General features: G+C 58.1%; 14 protein-coding genes. 1 reads left to right on the top strand and 13 read right to left on the bottom strand.

Annotated features, from left to right (window positions below):
* Positions 1 to 40 precede the first annotated feature (40 nt).
* From ACTZWY_RS13560 to ACTZWY_RS13520, 9 genes are all read right to left on the bottom strand, one after another.
* A complete protein-coding gene (locus ACTZWY_RS13560) occupies positions 41 to 1,990 on the bottom strand; it encodes a hypothetical protein (RefSeq protein ID WP_444791240.1) in 1,950 nt (649 codons plus the stop codon).
* The gene (locus ACTZWY_RS13555) at positions 1,987 to 2,640 is read right to left on the bottom strand and encodes a hypothetical protein (RefSeq protein ID WP_444791239.1); all 654 of its coding nucleotides are present in this window, start codon (positions 2,638 to 2,640) and stop codon (positions 1,987 to 1,989) included. Before ACTZWY_RS13555 ends, ACTZWY_RS13560 begins: the two co-directional genes overlap by 4 nt.
* Before the next feature lie 573 nt (positions 2,641 to 3,213).
* Positions 3,214 to 3,378: a hypothetical protein gene (locus ACTZWY_RS13550; protein WP_444791238.1), complete on the bottom strand. Its 165-nt coding sequence runs from the start codon at positions 3,376 to 3,378 to the stop codon at positions 3,214 to 3,216.
* Between the two features lie 392 nt (positions 3,379 to 3,770).
* Entirely contained in the window at positions 3,771 to 4,241 is a 471-nt protein-coding gene (locus tag ACTZWY_RS13545; protein WP_444791237.1) for a hypothetical protein, read from the bottom strand.
* A gap of 99 nt (positions 4,242 to 4,340) precedes the next feature.
* Positions 4,341 to 6,545 carry a ParB/RepB/Spo0J family partition protein gene (locus ACTZWY_RS13540; protein ID WP_444791236.1) on the bottom strand — a complete coding sequence of 735 codons (2,205 nt, stop codon included), beginning with the start codon at positions 6,543 to 6,545 and terminating at the stop codon, positions 4,341 to 4,343.
* Positions 6,546 to 6,755: 210 nt separating this feature from the next.
* Positions 6,756 to 7,856, bottom strand: a complete 1,101-nt coding sequence (locus ACTZWY_RS13535; protein WP_444791264.1) for a helix-turn-helix domain-containing protein — start codon at positions 7,854 to 7,856, stop codon at positions 6,756 to 6,758.
* Between the two features lie 273 nt (positions 7,857 to 8,129).
* On the bottom strand, positions 8,130 to 8,996 hold the full coding sequence (repB, locus tag ACTZWY_RS13530) for a plasmid partitioning protein RepB (RefSeq protein WP_444791235.1): 867 nt from the start codon (positions 8,994 to 8,996) through the stop codon (positions 8,130 to 8,132).
* 28 nt (positions 8,997 to 9,024) lie between these two features.
* A complete protein-coding gene (repA, locus tag ACTZWY_RS13525; RefSeq protein WP_444791234.1) occupies positions 9,025 to 10,212 on the bottom strand; it encodes a plasmid partitioning protein RepA in 1,188 nt (395 codons plus the stop codon).
* 295 nt (positions 10,213 to 10,507) lie between these two features.
* The gene (locus tag ACTZWY_RS13520) at positions 10,508 to 11,389 is read right to left on the bottom strand and encodes a recombinase family protein (protein ID WP_444791233.1); all 882 of its coding nucleotides are present in this window, start codon (positions 11,387 to 11,389) and stop codon (positions 10,508 to 10,510) included.
* Between the two features lie 226 nt (positions 11,390 to 11,615).
* On the opposite strand from ACTZWY_RS13520, the gene ACTZWY_RS13515 reads away from it, so the two are divergent.
* Positions 11,616 to 12,683, top strand: a complete 1,068-nt coding sequence (locus ACTZWY_RS13515; protein WP_444791232.1) for a hypothetical protein — start codon at positions 11,616 to 11,618, stop codon at positions 12,681 to 12,683.
* 221 nt (positions 12,684 to 12,904) lie between these two features.
* Here the strand turns inward: ACTZWY_RS13515 and ACTZWY_RS13510 are convergent, their stop codons facing one another.
* From ACTZWY_RS13510 to ACTZWY_RS13495, 4 genes are all read right to left on the bottom strand, one after another.
* Positions 12,905 to 13,108, bottom strand: coding sequence for a hypothetical protein (locus ACTZWY_RS13510; RefSeq protein WP_444791231.1), 204 nt, complete (start codon positions 13,106 to 13,108; stop codon positions 12,905 to 12,907).
* A 322-nt stretch (positions 13,109 to 13,430) separates the two neighbouring features.
* Positions 13,431 to 13,856, bottom strand: a complete 426-nt coding sequence (locus ACTZWY_RS13505) for a DUF6527 family protein (RefSeq protein WP_444791230.1) — start codon at positions 13,854 to 13,856, stop codon at positions 13,431 to 13,433.
* Complete coding sequence (locus ACTZWY_RS13500; RefSeq protein ID WP_444791229.1) at positions 13,846 to 15,030, bottom strand: ThiF family adenylyltransferase; 1,185 nt, start codon at positions 15,028 to 15,030, stop codon at positions 13,846 to 13,848. Before ACTZWY_RS13500 ends, ACTZWY_RS13505 begins: the two co-directional genes overlap by 11 nt.
* Positions 15,005 to 15,271, bottom strand: coding sequence for a multiubiquitin domain-containing protein (locus ACTZWY_RS13495; RefSeq protein WP_444791228.1), 267 nt, complete (start codon positions 15,269 to 15,271; stop codon positions 15,005 to 15,007). Before ACTZWY_RS13495 ends, ACTZWY_RS13500 begins: the two co-directional genes overlap by 26 nt.
* Between the last annotated feature and the right edge of the window lie 14 nt (positions 15,272 to 15,285).

The raw sequence follows: 15,285 nt of genomic DNA, 5'->3' as shown, positions 1-15,285 counted from the left end.
AGACCCAATCTACCATACCAGATCGTGAGTGAGCGATACATCACCAAAGCTTCTGGCCCTTGGCTGCATGAACAATGCGGTCACTTGCGACGCCGCTCAGATCAGACGGCTTGCCTGTCATGGCTATGAACATCTGGGTATCAGGATATTCTGCGGTCAGTCCGATCAATTCATTGATTGTTTGCTTCAGATCGTCGGGTTGCATTTCTTCCCGTCCTGGCGAGTCGATGAGTAATAGTCCCGGGTGGCGACCCATACCCATCTTTTGAGAGCCACGCGAAAGGGCAATGACCGTAGCAATCCGCAGTCTCAGCCGCTCTCCTGGCGACAGGTCCTTCCATTTCGACAGACTGCCACCTTTTATAATCTCTACATGTGCATTCCGCTTAAGTGTGACACTTTCGACATCTTTCATGCCAAGTGTTTGCGAGATCCGAGTCACCTCGCTAGAAATCTCCTTCATCACTGATATCGCAGCCGTTTGAACACGCTGGTTTGCTTCGTCTGATGCAGCTTTTACGATCGCCAGCTCGTCGGTGTTGTCGTCAACAGATTCAAAAATCGCACGGGCAGCTTCAATCATCCCCTGCAGCCGATCTTTTTCCGTCTGGAGCAAGCCAGCATCCGCAGCCGTCCCGGTCGCGGCAAGCTCGTTCATTGTCTGCCCGACAACCTCAAGCTCATCACGCGCTAAAGCCATGTTTCGCTCAAGCTTGTTTACAAATTTCGTGGCGTCCTTTTCCGTGTTGCGGGCAAGCGTCAATCGCTCTTCCGCCTGCCTCAGCTGGGCCGTAACCTCGGCAGGATCTGGTTGTTCAACAGGTTTGCTGCACACTGAACAAGCATGATCAGTCTGCTCTTTTTTGATTTGGCTCTCGTCAATAGATGAGCTGCACCGAGGGCAAGAATGCGGCTTCAACGATCCGAAAAACTGCGAAGCAGCATTCTCTTCTTTGATGGCGTTGACGAGCTGTTCTGCTTTTACTCTCGATTGATGGCTCAGTTCGACGGTATCCTTGGCCTGACCATAGGATCGGTTCATTTCGCTGATGCGTTTTGTCAGTGCATCACGCTCAAGCCGCGCATCATTCAAACGCTGCGAAGCAAGGCTGCGTGCCCCCTCATCGGCGATCTTTTCTTTGACCTTGGCCAAATCAGCTTCCAGATCTTCGAGCGACTTGCCTCCGAGCCCGGCCAGTTTTCTGCGTCTTGAGGCGGTGTCTGCTTCCAGTAGTCTGGCTTGCGTACGCGCTTGGAAGAAGGTCTTGACCCACGGAATTCCAATATAGACCTGAAGAAGCCTCTGGATCAGATCACCGCCCGTCTGTTCGCCGATAATTGCGTCGCTGTCAGCGTCAGTCAGGAATGCACCCGTATATGCGGCCCAGCCGTCATCATAAGCGACGATCCTGCCGCCTGCCACCTGGCTTGTCGGGATAGGCTCAAGGCCGAGTGCTGACAGCATGATCTCCTGCATGGAATCCTGGAATTCGTCCGTGTCGGCAAAGTTTTTGACGATTGGCGATTTCGATGGCTCTCCAAATGAAATTAGGCCGATCGGTTGTTCGTCCACCACATCGAACTTCACTTGCATCGGGCGTCCGTCGACGACAAAACCAACGTCAACTTTTTCGATCCACTGTTCCACGGTTTCGGTGAGGCTTTTGGGGCGACCACGCAGCGCCCACAAAATCACCTGCAAAATAGACGATTTCCCTGCTAGGTTTTCATCGGCCATGATGCCCCAGACGCCATTGCCGTTTATGTCCCAATCAAAGCTGAATTCTGATGTTTCGCCATGAATTGTTTTTTTGCCGGCAAACGACACTTTTGCGACGCGCAAAGGCCGGGCAGTTGGCGCTGCACCAACCGCCTCAATGCGGTATTTCGAGAGCACTTGGTTCACAAGTTTGGTTGGTCTCTCACTTCGGGCGACCACCGCTTTATTGAATGGCACTTCCTTATTCTTGGGAGCAGCGGTTTTGTTCATACCTTCTCCTTCAGCATTTTCATGCGGCTGGCGACTTCATCGCCGATAGGCGCAATCAACGTGCCGTGCTTTGCATCATTGTACTCAGCGACTTTGTATTGGCTTGTCTTCAACTGATGGCCGTTGCGCTCACCTGCCGCCCTTGCGACCAGCTCAGCGCGTCTCGCATACCAGTCGAGTGGATCAATGACCTCGAGTTCCGCGACTTTCTGCGCACCGCGTTCGGTTAGATAATAGCTGGTTTGCTGAATTTTCTTCCCGTCACCGGAAAACTTGCGGTGCATTTCGACGAGACCTGGAAGCACCAGTGTTGCAACAGCATCATCGAGCGCTTCCCAAGCCCCAAACAAAAATCTTTGCATCGCTAGCCTTCGGATGTCAGGCTCATCGCCTGACATAACCTGTTCGGCAGCTTTCAGAAGATCTTTGTCGTTTGGATACTGTTCGAACTGATCCAAAAGTTCGTGCGCCAAATAATCCGGGTTGCGCATCCAGAAATCCAAAGCTTGCATGCGCTTCTCTGCATGGACGACGAGGACCGTGTCTGCTGGTGCGTTCCGGTTTACAGGTTCTCCGGCCTTTGCGATCAGAAAGAGAATGCGTACTGCATCTCTTTTCCCAAGAAGCAGTGTTTGAGACGCCGTGTTCATTGAAATCTGCTTCACCGTTGCATTGTCGTGTAAGAAAACGAGTAAATTACCCCAAAAGCAAGCAGGACTATCTTACTTGTAACCTATTTGAAGAAAATGGGAATCCGTAAAATAAGTCTAACACTAGTGCATTTTGGGTATGTCGGTCTGCTGTCGTAAGAACTGTCATTAGACTTCGGCGGTGACCGGAACCATTATCGTTTCCTCAACGAGCCCGAGCATTGAGCCATCATTGAAGGTCTGCTTTGGGGAAGCTGCGTCGCAGCATCGGACTTCATTTTTTGGAGGCAGCTTTGGGCCGGGCACGTCGTCGGCCCAGCTGGGCGTGGGCGGATCGCGCATCCCAGCTCGAGTCGCTGCAACAAGCCGCGCGCGATTAGATCGACTGACCGCTTTTGAAGCGCATCCGAAACGGCGCGGTCTGTTTTGTCGACGCGCGGCGTTCAAGTCGGCGCATGGATCGCAGGCCAATCACATTGGCCCCTTATGTCTCGCCCGCGCTTTCGCGGGGGACGGCGATGGGCCCGGGGGCGCCATGCGCCATGCCCGGGGCTTTCGCAAAACCCGTGGGGATTACTCCCACGGGTCGATCTCAGCCACGAGAGCGACTTCGTCGCCGTCGATGTCATCGGCGGGGACCGCGCCATAGGTGCCATCCCCTGCCTGGAAGACGACGATCGAGACCATCAGCGTGGCGGCGAGGGAAGAGGCGAAGGCGTATGCATCTTTGCGGGACATCTTTTTGGCTCCTGTCTTTGGAGGCGAGGGACCATCCCCCGCGCGACAGGACCCCGCAGGACCAAAGACTGGCTGACATCACCGGGTGCGTTCGGCTTGCCCGAATCCACCCGGCGGCACGGGCTTGCCCGTAGTCCGACCCCTTGCGGGTTGATCTCGATGCCAGGATTTGGGCCAAGGAAGGGCATGGCGAGCGGGGGATGGGGCCTTGACGGCAGGAGCCTCTTGTCCCGAAGATGCATGGGTTTTCGCCTGCCTTGCTGACCCTATATGGTTGCGGATGTCTTCCTTGGGGATGGCGCCTCTGGCGCGCCTTTGCCAGTGAGCCATTGCGACAGGTTATCTTGTGGGAGAGGCCCGCACCTGCGGACCCCTCGGGTTTTGTGAACGCCTCAAGCGGCGCGATCCACGCCCCCTGCCCCATCGCTGTCCTCGCTGACAATCTCGAGGCGGGCATTGCTATAGCCTTCCTTGGCGATCCACAGCTCGGCGGCAGCGACAGATTCCGCCAGATGCAGCAGTTCCGTGTTGCCACCGAAATCCAGGAGCACACGCACCTGCCCCGGCTTCGGTTCCTCGGACACTTCGAATGTAAGCTGGCTCTCAGCCGAATGGCTACGCATGATGGTGACGAGGATCACCCCGTCCGAAGCGAAATTTCCCTCATGCAGTGTGAAACTCGCTGGCGCAGTCCAGGTCGCGTAGACGCGGGGCGGCTCTTTCTTGACCAAACGCCCGACACCGTTGGAGCGCTGCCAGGCCGCAAGCTTGCGCGTGAAGCGTGCAGGTGGTTTGGGGGTATGGTCGGTATAGCGGATCAGCGCCCCCAAGGGGGCTGCGTTGAGAATGGTTGTTGCAGACATGATTCCTCATCCCGAATGCGTGCAATGCACCGCATCCTGTTGATATTATTACGATTAATAGGAAGTGAGGGCGGGTTCCCCGCCCTCGGGTGGCTTTGCCTATTCCGCAGCCATCATGGCCTCAGCCGCAGGCGGCAGATCATCGGTCAGGAAAGCCGGAAGGTCAGCATCACTGACACTTTCCAAGGCCTCAGAGCCGATATCGGCCCCCTGCCCTTCCGCGACCTCTTCGCCCTCCAGCGCTGCCAGATCAGCGCGGCGCAGAACCTCGGGCAACCAGCCGGATCCTTTGAGCAGCCGCTCGGCCTCGGTCGCCATTTCGCCCTTCTTGAGGTGACCCAGAAGCTGGGCTGTCTCCTCGCCTTTCGCTTCGCGCACGGCTTCCAGAATGCGCGCTTTGGGCACGCGGTTGAGATAGGTGCCGACCGTGGGCTCCCAGCCTGCCGCGACCATGTCGAGATCGACAGCCTGGGCCAACCTGTCTGCCTGCGCCATGCGCCGCGTCAGACCAGAGGCCGATATGCCTGCACCATACGGGTTGACCTTTTCATGGAGGGCATTGACGCCGAAGCTGAGGCAATGGGCCAGCAACGACAAGCGGCTGCCCTGATTGAGCACGGACAGATAATCCCAGAGCGCAGCCTCATCGTGCAGCGGCAGATCGGCTTCCCAGGCCGCATGCCGATCATCGACGGCAAGCGCCACCACGCTGTCTTTCAGATCAGGTGCTTGCGCAGGCAAATAGACTTGCCGGACCGAGGCTTCAAGACAGCCGCCAGACGCCGCCCCCGCGCTGTGGAAAGTGTCGCCCACCAGCTTCATCAGGAGCAGTGTCAGCGCGACATCGGGAGACCGGCCAAGGGCCTCGCGCAGAGCTAAGGTGCGATGTGCAGTCAGTTCCTGAACCAGCCGCTCGGGCAGAGGCTTCAAAGCACCATCATCCTCGTCCTCCGGCAGACCAGCCCCGAGCAGCTGCCCGCCCGATGTGATGATGGTCCCGACATGGGCACCGGCATCATTGCCATGATGATCCGGGTACGAGAATCCAGTATCACCCCCCTGCCCCATCTGCGCAGCGCCAGTCTCGCTGCCGTCCTGGACCGCGGCCTCTGCGCGCGGCTCATCCTCGGGTCGGACATACCCGCGGTAAACTGACAGCTCTCCCGAACGGTCAAGGGTCACAAAGGCCCCTGCCCGCGTGACCTCGTCCGGATCGAAGATCAGCGGCCGCGCCTCGATCGCTTCCATGGCTTGCTCGAGTTCCCCTAGCCTGGCATCAACCTCTTCGGGGATTTCATCCTGACCGGCATACTCATCCTCGAGCGCGCGGTACTCAGCCAGCAGCGCTGCATGGGACGCAATCTCCTCATCGCTCATTGGCGCAGGATCACCGGACAACCGCCGCAGCCCGTGGCTGTAGCCATAGGGCAGGTCGAGCGCGACCTCGATCCACTTCCAGCCCTCGTTAGCGATTGCTTCCGCCTCAGTCTGCAACCGATCCGCGACAAGACGATCGAGCAGTGCGACATCTTCGAGCCAGCCGCCATCATCGCCCTGAAACAGATCGCGCAGAACCGTGCCGCCTGCGGCTTCATAAGCCTCAGCCCCGACAAACACGGCACGCCGATCCGAGGCGCGGACCGAGGTTTCCGTCAGCATCCGCCGGATCTGAAATGGCTCCTTGTTCCACGAGGATGAGATCACGTCCCAGACCTGCATCTGGCGGTCGTGATCCGGATTGACAGTGAAGGCCATGAGCTGCTCAAGCGTCATGCCATCTTCGGCATAGACATCCAGAAGGGCAGGGGCCACAGCTGCCAGCTTCAGCCGCTGCTTCACCACTTGCGGCGTCACAAAGAAGGCGGCGGCAATCGCTTCATCACCCTGACCTTTCTCGTGCAAAGCCACGAACGCCCGGAACTGATCAAGCGGATGCAAAGCGACGCGCTGCATATTCTCGGCCAGTGAATCGTCTTCCGCCAGAATGTCAGACCCAGCCTCACGCAGGATGCAGGGAATGGGGGCTGTCCTGGCCAGACGCTTCTGCTTCACCAGCAAAGCCAGCGCCTGAAACCGCCGACCGCCCGCGGGGATTTCATACATGCCGGTCTCAGTGCCATCATCATTCAGCACCGCCCGCACGCTCAAGCCCTGCAACAGACCGCGCCGTGCGATATCCTCGGCCAGTTCCTCGACAGACACACCGGCCTTGATGCACCGCACATTGAACTGGCTGAGCATGAGCTTGTCGAAAGGGATGTCCTTGGATGTGGACAGGGTAATTCTCATAGCAGATTTCGCCATCAGATCATCTCCATAACGGGCGCCGGAAGCCACTCTCCCGATCTCACTTCCCGTCAAACCCTCCACAGCCCTTCTCTTCCTCTAGATTTTTAGTGACCCCACACCTTTTATTGCGTTCGGAAATGATTCTCCTTGATCTATCTGAGACACCGGAGGCTCGAACCATGGTTTTGTTTGCCGCGGCAAACTTCGCGCAGGGAAACCGCGCGGTTACGCCCATCCGACACTCACCCCTGCTTCTACATCGCGTATCATGCGGTCTAGGTACCGTTCAGGTCGGGCTATGCGAGGAGCGTTCTTTGCTAGGTAATCCATGGCCCGTAGCATCCTCCCAACTCCCATTGAGCAACAAGCTTTGATGAGGGTGCGCTCATTCACATTCAACATTCTTCCAAAATCATAAATAACTTTGACGACTCCCTCTGGGGTAGGGTCGATGTCTGGGTAGAATGATCTTAGCTCTTCGCACCTTTCCCATGCTTGCTCAGGATCAAGATTATTCTTTTTTTTATCTTCAATGTTTAGGGACTCTTCGAGGCGGACATTTTGACCGTCCGAGGCGGACATTTTCGGGGTCATCGGATGCATGACCGGTTTACGGTGCTGGTTTGATAAGTCGGAGTTTTTCGGGTCGTGGTTGGCCTCGTTTGCCGCGGGAAGCTGCTCCGTATCAGCAAGGCCTACCGTTGCGTCCGGCGCTGCCTCCAGCTCCGCTATGACATTCCTGAGATCCTGTGGGGTCATCCCGGTGCGTCTCAGGGCCCTACGGATACCCTCAAGCCTTTCCCGCTCATCGAGGGACACAGCCTGCGTTGCTAGGTGTGCCCGGATTGCCAAGGCGCGGGCCCTGAGGTTTCTGACCTCCTCCCGAAGTTCCTTCTCTCGCTCCGCCATCTCGCGAAGTTCTCCCATGCGTTGGAGGAGTGGGCTGAGGTCTATGCCGAAGGCGTCCACGATCGTTCCCTTACGTTTTAAAGGGAATCTCTTCCCTGATGCGGAGGAGCGCCGCACCACTAGGCCCGTTTCGGTCAGCCGTCCTATATGCCGACGCAGGACGCGCTCATCCATCCCGTTAGCCCTGTCACACAGGGCGCGGTTGCCGGCAAATACCACCAGCATCATATCCGGGGTTATAGGGCGCTCTGTGCCGGTCTTCGGGTCCCGGCAGGGCAGGTGACTCAGGAGGGCGCTCAGGACCAACAAGTTTCCTGTCGATAGGCCCAGCTGTCGACGAACCACCCGTAGTGCAGGCAGGATCTCCCCGCGCAGGGTGGGGGCGAAGCCGGGGGTGTCCTTTTGGTCACAGGGCATGACCCCGGTTGCGACGCGATAAAGCGTCGCCGGATTCTTGTGTCTCATTGATGATTTCAGACGGCAAAACGAGATCGTTCACCGAGATCGGTGTTGAATTTACGTATCCGTTGGGGTATCAATCAGGTGTCAAGACTAATCGAAGGCCCTTCGGAAGCACCGCTTTCGGGGGGTCTTTTCGTTTTTGCTCGGTCCGCCTCCATGTTCGGGTTGAAAGTTTGCCGCGGCAAACACTTGGGGTAACTCTCGTAAGCCGCTGATTTTAAATGCTAATCATGATTTCCTCCATTCCTCGAGTAACTCCGGAAGCCGGGTTTCTAGGTGTTTCAGGAAGGCTCGATCCTTTTTCGACCCGGCTGAGATGGTAAGACGGGAACCGGTAACCTTCGTGGTTATGCCAGGCGGGGAGGGAGGTTCCACTTGTGGCCTAGGTTCGGCCTGAGTGAGCCTGATCGCCTCCGCGAGCCGCTCCGGGCTCGGGCGGTCCCGAGGTATTCCAGCGATGACCCCCGATATATCAGCTTCCCTCTGGTCCTTCAGGTTTGACCGCAGCTGATCCCACTGGCGTCGCCCGGCCCCATGCGCGGGGCCGATATGTTGGATCAATTCCTCCGGGATCCCCTCGACGATGCCTTTCATGAGGGAGATGCTGGTTTTATCAATCCCCGTCGCCCGGGTTACCACCACAGCCTTGAAGCCAGCGTCGAGGATACGGGAGACGAAGAGGGCCCGCTCGATGAAACTGGTGTCGAGGCGTTCGTTATTCTCCACCCCTTGCGCGATGACGGACTCCTCATCCGTCATCTCCATTACAGTGGCTCGGACGTCCCTTCCAAGCGCCCGGCAGGCGAGGAGACGCCTGCGGCCGTATACCACCTCAAGATCCCCGTCTGGGAGCCTCCGGACCAGGATTGGGACCTTCTGGCCCTCCTCTTGGATTGAGGCGATAAGCCCGTCCAGATCCTCGGACGGGTCCAAGCGATCCATGATCTGGGACATGTGGATCAGCGAGGGGCTGATCATGCGGGTGCTGTGCCGGTCCTCATCTCGCAGCGCCTCAATTGCCCGCGATACGGTTGGACCTTGCTGTGACGGAGAAGGCGCTTCTTCGCTGTCCAGATCATCCAGATCCTCGTCCATGGCCCGCTCAAGGGATTTCCCGAAAACCTTACGACCCATCGATCCGCCCCCACGACCGGTGCATTTCTTGCTCAATCTCATCCGCTATCCGGTAGACAGATTCGATCACCCGGTCGTAGGTCTTCTTGTTGACCTCCCGGGGCTCCACCTCGAACACGGACTGTTTCGTGTTTGCCGCGTCCCCGATTGCGGTGGACTTGACGAACTCAGCGGCCATGACCGAATTTCCGGTGACGGTCCGGAGGAAACTAGCCATTTGGACCTGCGGTTGGTCAGTCCCCTCATACCGGGTGATGAGCATCTTGACGAAGTCGAACCCGTGATCCGGGGCGTGTCGCTCCACCACCTCCATGAGGTTTGAGGCCATGCTGAGAAAGGTCGCCAGCGACATCACGTCCAGCATGGAGGCGTTAAGCGGGATGAGGACTCCGTTTGAGGCGAAGAGGGCGGAGATCACTGCAAAACTCAGCTGCGGTGGGGTGTCGAACAGGATCAGGTCGTAATCGTCCCGGACCGGGTCGAGCGCGTCCGCGATACGGCGATGAAACCCCCCGGAGTCCCCGGGATTTCGGAAGGAGAGAGCGGTCTCAAACTCGAACTCCATTATGTTCATGGAGGCCGGGATCAGGTCGATCGTGGGGTAATAGGTCTTCCGGATGACCTGACGCACCGGGACTGGGTCCTTATATCGGATCAAGTCGTATGAGCTGAGCATATCCGGGTCCAGTTCCGGGGTGACCCCGAACATGTTGGTCAGGCTTGCCTGGCTATCCAAGTCGACCAAGAGCACCCGGTAACCCCTCAGCCCCATCAAGGAGCCGAGATGCACCACGGAGCTTGTCTTACTTGAGCCCCCCTTTAGATTAAAGCATGTGATGACCTGACAGCGCTCCCCCTCCCTTCGCCGGGGGCGGAGCGCATCATCCAGCTTCCCCTCATCAAAGAGTATCCGCTGTATCTCGATCATCTCCTCCGCAGCGAAATACCTACGGTTGCTTTTGTCCAATTCCCCTGTCGGGAGCCGGTCGGACATGCTGGATATATAATGCCGGAAGGTGTTCTGATTGATCCGGAGCAGATCCGCGACTTCGCGCATCGCGAAACGCCGCAGCGTCTTCTTCGCATCCGGTGGGAAGCTCTCCTCCGTATGCTCCTGAAGCCGCTTAGTCAGCCGTGACGACAGGCCCTGAAACCGTCGCGAACCCTTGATGCTCATGCCCCACGTCCCTTTTTGGGATTTTCATTTTCATATCCTATACAACAGGATCAGGGGGTTTTTCCAGCAAAACCTGACGTAGGGCTGGTATCGCGTCGGAGCCGGTATTTTCTGACGGCGATAAATCCTCAAGATATCAAGTGCTTCTGGTGCTTTTTTGATGTTTTACTTTCTCTCGCTCAGCTCATCATGCAGGGGTTGATCGCATTATGTATGACACCTCCTACCCCTGATACACAAGATATGCTTGGCCCTCCTGCGGTCCTCAGGCCAACCCGAATCGAGCCCGATTCCCTCATAGCATCCCAAGCCGCTTCGCCCGCTCCAACAGCATCTTCACCGAAGAAGGCTGCCAGCTTGTCCGCCCGCGGGGTGTGCGCTCACGCATGTTTTCCAAGCGGCCGCAGATAGCCTGAAGCGTAATGTCGGGATCCGCGCCCTTGATGCCCGCCACGATGGCGGGGAGGCGATCATCTCGCGCACGCGGGCCAGCGCGATCAAGCACCGTCGCGGGGAGGAACCCATCGCGGACATAGGCGTTCACAGCGCGCAGTAGACGGCTTTGCGTCCAGCGCCGGGCCTCGGGCAGGGGGCCGTTGATAATGCGGACCACGTCTTCCCAAGCCAGATCGGGGCGCAAGCGGCGCACATGCGGCACCCAGTCCTGCGCGGTTTCGTTCAGGCGTTCCATGTAGCCGTCCTGTCGTGCAAGTCGCACCTTGCGCAGCGCTGCCGGATCACGTGCGCGCAGGCCCGGATTGCCGCCAACCCGGCCTTTGGTTCGTGCGCTGGCAAGCCCGGCTTTTGTGCGTTCCCGGATCAGGGCGCGTTCGAACTCAGCCGCCGCGCCCAGCACTTGCAACGTGAACTTGCCCTGTGGGGATCCCGTGTCGATCGGATCCTGGATTGACCGAAAGAACGCGCCCTTGGCTTCCAGTCGTTCAATGACCTCCAGCAAATGCGACAGCGACCGGGCCAGCCGGTCGATACGCACAACCACCAGCGTGTCGCCCTTGCCAACGCGTTCCAGTACCCGCGCCAGTACCGGCCGCGCGCGATCACCGCCCGAGGCTTGTTCTTCATGAATTTCGACACAGCCCGCTGATTTCAGGGCCTGCGACTGGGGCAGGGGGGTCTGATCCTCGGTGGAAACACGCGCGTAGCCTATCAACGGCATCAAATCCTGCCTTTTGCAGTTACGGATACGGCCAATAAACGACCGTTTATAAACGAATGCAAGGGCTCTCTCTGTGGCCACGCTGTTGTAAAAGCCCTTGGTTTCCTTGCACTGAGCGCAATCAGAGCAAAGCTGTGCAACCTCGTGTAGCCATGCTATATATGTAGATCTGATGCAGTCGTACAAAACACTTGGGTAGTTTGCAAAATAAGTATATTTTGCGCACATGAAGCGCGAAAGCCCAATCCTGCATGACATATTGAGCGAAAGCCCTGGCCCTTCTGACGAGGCCATATCTGCCCCTGAAGAAGATTTGTGGTTTTTGCCGGGACCGCTTGAAGACGAGCCGGATTTTCTGCCGCCTGGCCCAAGGTCCGATCCATCAGAGGTCACGCTCGTCGATGACTGGAAACAGGCCGAGGCCGGATTGGCCGCGCGGCTTGCGCATGTTGCGGGCAAGCTTGGGGCGTTGGATGATCGACTGCTGCGCGGCCCTGAGGGGTGGCGGCATCGACTAGCATTGATCGAGGCTGCGGAATTGAGCTGGTTTGCGGGGGACCGGATTGGCACGGATCGGCTGGCACTGTGGGTCGGGCTGCGCCTGTCTGGTGTGCAAGATGATGCGGGCGCCCTTGCCAGCGCGGGCTGGTCAGTGCGCAGACTGACCAGTGGGCCAGGTCCCGAGGCAGGGTTGGCAGAATTCCTCGGCCGTCATGAATCGGACAACAAGAATGAAGGGGATGCGCAATTCTCTGATCACGCCCAGGGCTGGTCAGAGCTGATGGAGGCTTCGCATCTACTGCATCCGATAAGCCGGGCTTGCATGGGGTATCACCTCTGGGCACTCGCGGGGCTGGACGGGCAGGGGGGGCGGACTGAGGCCGCGATCACCGCCGCTCGCTTTGCAGTTGGGCAGAGTAAAGGTGCAGTTTTTGCACCACTTGCCATGGGCGGGGCAGGGGGGCTACGCGGGAGTGGCACAGCTTGCGACCGCCTCAGTCGTTGGCTCGATGGGATGGAGGCTGCGATTCTGACCGCGATGCGTCAGCTTGATGATATCGAAGCTTGGGACCAACGCGCGCAAGCTGCGATGGCTAAGCTGTCAGGCCGTACACCGCCAGCCCTGCGCCGCGTGTTGACCGAATGGCCGCTGATCTCCGCGCCGATGGCCGAAAAGCTGACCGGTGCAAGCCGCGCCGCGGTACAGCGCAATCTGGAGTGGATGGAAGCATGCGGGCTTATCCGGGAAGTGACAGGGCAGGGGCGGTTTCGGATGTGGCGGGTGACATCATGAATGTCACATGAGCGGTGGGCCAAAAATGGTGAAAAGCTGTAAGCCTATGCCGCTTTCGTGACGCAGTCGGCTATGCCGCTCTTCCGGTGCGCGGCGTGACCCCACATAATTGAATGGTCCCACGCGGCATCTGCCGACAGAAGAACGCAGATAGTAGATATGGGGCCAGTAGGCTCATAACCTGAAGGTCACAGGTTCAAATCCTGTCCCCGCAACCCGCTTCATTTGCATGAGGTCGTCCGGCGAAAGCCCGGCGGCAAAAATCCGGCGTCACGCCTGAGCAACGGCGCGAAGAAATCACCGCCGCTTGGCGCGAGGCGGACAGCGCGGTCGCCTTTCGGCACGCGCTGGAAGAGCGGGGCTATATTCTTGCCCGTGGCGATCGCCGCGCCTTTGCCGTCGTGGACCGGTTCGGCGATGTGCATTCCCTGTCACGCTATTTCAAGGATGTCAGCCGCTAAGAATATGCGCGCGCGGATGAAGGCGCTCGACCCGGCATCATTATCGTCGGTCGCGCAAGCTCATGATCAGGCCCGCGCGCAGCAAAAAGCCATTGAAGAGCGTGCTCGCGAACAGCGCGCTGGCTGGCGCTTGCGCAGAAGGACCAGGCGCTGTTCTTGACGCAGCAGCAAGAGCGCTTGGCGCTTCATGCTGCACAAAAAGTGGAAGCAGCGCGCGCTGGAAAAAGTTCACCGGCGCGGCCAAAGAAAGGGAGGCGGCTATGGCCACAAGCGCGGGGAGCATTTATCACTTACGACGGAACCAATACACGATACGTTGCCAGAAGCCGGTTGGTGTCTCAGCGCTTTTCTGCCTTGGCTCGGCTTCGGTTGTTTTGAAATAACGATCCTTGGAGCGGCGATCCTGTTGCCGGCCGGCGGCAACTTGTTCGTCGGTCATGTCGCCCGCCCACCGGATATTGCTGTGCTTGATCCAATAATGTGACCGGCAGGGAAAGCTCCAGTTTCCGATAGACGGCGAAAGGGAAACCGAGACACCGTCATAGCCCATCTTCCAGTCGGTCGGGCTAAACGGTGTGACAACCTCACGCCCGCAGCCGCAGGCGCATTTGTGAATGGCCGTCGCGTAATCCATCGCAAGGTAGAGGACACCCTCCTTGATATGTTCGGGGATCGCGCCCACAAACTGGTGTGAAATATTTTTAATTGCCATCTCGCCTGTCCATGTTGTCGATTGTGTTCCCGTCGATTGTGTAGTTGCTGGAATGTTCGCCTTCAAAATCAGCATAAAAACCGGCCAGTTTCTTCCACCGGATCACTGCGAACGTGGCGTTCAGGGCGTTCAGGTCAGCCACCTGGATGTTGGTGGCGTAGGCATCGTCAATGTCCGCATCACTCATACCAACACGGCGTCGCAGGGGCTCGCGGTGTTCGGCGGTGCTTAGCGTCACTCGCAGCACACCCACGAGCGCATCATCGCCCATCTGGATGCCCATACCGACATCGATGAAGGAGATGCCCTTTGCTTCGAGGCGTTCGACCACCGGGCGCTTGGCTGCACCTGAGTCAACGCAAACGAAGACGAAATCCATCTTGTCCAGCAGAGTCGCGGTCGCCTCGTCGAGGTACACTGGATGCGGGATGATGCCCTTACGCATGGGCTCATACAGCGCAGCAAAGTAATCCACCTTCTTTTTCCGCTCTCGCAGGGTTTCGATACTCGGCGCGCCGGGGCTGCGGAATGCGTTGTGCTGCAGGAAATCATCCCCATCGACGAGGTGCAGCTCACGGATGGGCGTTTTGGCAATCAGGTCGAGCACGTATGAGCCCGTGCCGCCTAGACCGACTATGGCAACTTTGCTCATTGCCAGCTTTTCTGAAAGTCCACCGATCCCGGCTCGTGTCGAAGCCGTGTCATGGTAGTTGAACACCGGATCGGGTTCATCGGAATTTGCCACCACATACGTTCGCGCATCCGCCGTCGGGTCGATTTTCCGCGCAGGCGAGGCGATCATCTCAACATAGGTTGTCATCTTGTGCTGGTAGTCGCGATAGCCTTCTTTCGGTTTTGCCGAAAACATGTGGTCTACCGTTATGTCCTTGCCGAGGGTCTGACGTTTGCTTGAATGCCTGATGGGTTCGAGCGGGTGGCCGGCCGAATCGCAAGGATGTTCACCGGCGAAGTATGCCTTGTGGTCGCTCGGTTTAATCGTCTCGCCCCCATTCATCTGCAGAACGGACACGAGCATGCCGCGCTTAACTTCGCGGTTTGCACTCACGTAAGGTACGTTGAAGATAACGAGGTGGCTAGCCATTATAGCCACCTCGTATCCGTCTTCTTCGAGGGCCTTCAGATCGGCGTTACGACTTATCAGTTGCTGTGACATTGAAGATCATGCCCTCCTTCAGCTTCACCGTCTCGCCTTCATCCAGCGTGCCCTCGGGCTTGTTGCCTTGGCCGCGCCGGTAAGTGATCGTGAAGCAGATCATCGCGCCGGTGGGAGGGTTCTCATAGGCGAGGGCGACCAGATCGTCCTGACCAAGCTCGGTTGCCGTCACCGTCTTCTCGCGGCCGTTCACGACAATCGTGTATTCTTTCTCGGGTTTGCCTTTTTCGTCTTTCGCCATGGCTGTGTCCTTTC

The organism is Roseinatronobacter sp. NSM (assembly GCF_052379845.1).
Lineage (GTDB): Bacteria > Pseudomonadota > Alphaproteobacteria > Rhodobacterales > Rhodobacteraceae > Roseinatronobacter.
The sequence above is the reverse complement of the archived record's forward strand: the minus strand, read 5'-3'. Positions and strand labels throughout refer to the sequence as shown.

Coding starts and splice junctions, on each gene's coding strand:
- repA (WP_444791234.1), bottom strand. CDS start 10,212: ATGAGCATCAAGGGTTCGCGACGGTTTCAGGGCCTGTCGTCACGGCTG.
- ACTZWY_RS13505 (WP_444791230.1), bottom strand. CDS start 13,856: ATGGCAATTAAAAATATTTCACACCAGTTTGTGGGCGCGATCCCCGAA.
- ACTZWY_RS13540 (WP_444791236.1), bottom strand. CDS start 6,545: ATGGCGAAATCTGCTATGAGAATTACCCTGTCCACATCCAAGGACATC.
- ACTZWY_RS13560 (WP_444791240.1), bottom strand. CDS start 1,990: ATGAACAAAACCGCTGCTCCCAAGAATAAGGAAGTGCCATTCAATAAA.
- ACTZWY_RS13510 (WP_444791231.1), bottom strand. CDS start 13,108: ATGCACATCGCCGAACCGGTCCACGACGGCAAAGGCGCGGCGATCGCC.
- ACTZWY_RS13555 (WP_444791239.1), bottom strand. CDS start 2,640: ATGAACACGGCGTCTCAAACACTGCTTCTTGGGAAAAGAGATGCAGTA.
- ACTZWY_RS13520 (WP_444791233.1), bottom strand. CDS start 11,389: ATGCCGTTGATAGGCTACGCGCGTGTTTCCACCGAGGATCAGACCCCC.
- ACTZWY_RS13495 (WP_444791228.1), bottom strand. CDS start 15,271: ATGGCGAAAGACGAAAAAGGCAAACCCGAGAAAGAATACACGATTGTC.
- ACTZWY_RS13550 (WP_444791238.1), bottom strand. CDS start 3,378: ATGTCCCGCAAAGATGCATACGCCTTCGCCTCTTCCCTCGCCGCCACG.
- repB (WP_444791235.1), bottom strand. CDS start 8,996: ATGGACGAGGATCTGGATGATCTGGACAGCGAAGAAGCGCCTTCTCCG.
- ACTZWY_RS13535 (WP_444791264.1), bottom strand. CDS start 7,856: ATGCCCTGTGACCAAAAGGACACCCCCGGCTTCGCCCCCACCCTGCGC.
- ACTZWY_RS13500 (WP_444791229.1), bottom strand. CDS start 15,030: ATGTCACAGCAACTGATAAGTCGTAACGCCGATCTGAAGGCCCTCGAA.
- ACTZWY_RS13515 (WP_444791232.1), top strand. CDS start 11,616: ATGAAGCGCGAAAGCCCAATCCTGCATGACATATTGAGCGAAAGCCCT.
- ACTZWY_RS13545 (WP_444791237.1), bottom strand. CDS start 4,241: ATGTCTGCAACAACCATTCTCAACGCAGCCCCCTTGGGGGCGCTGATC.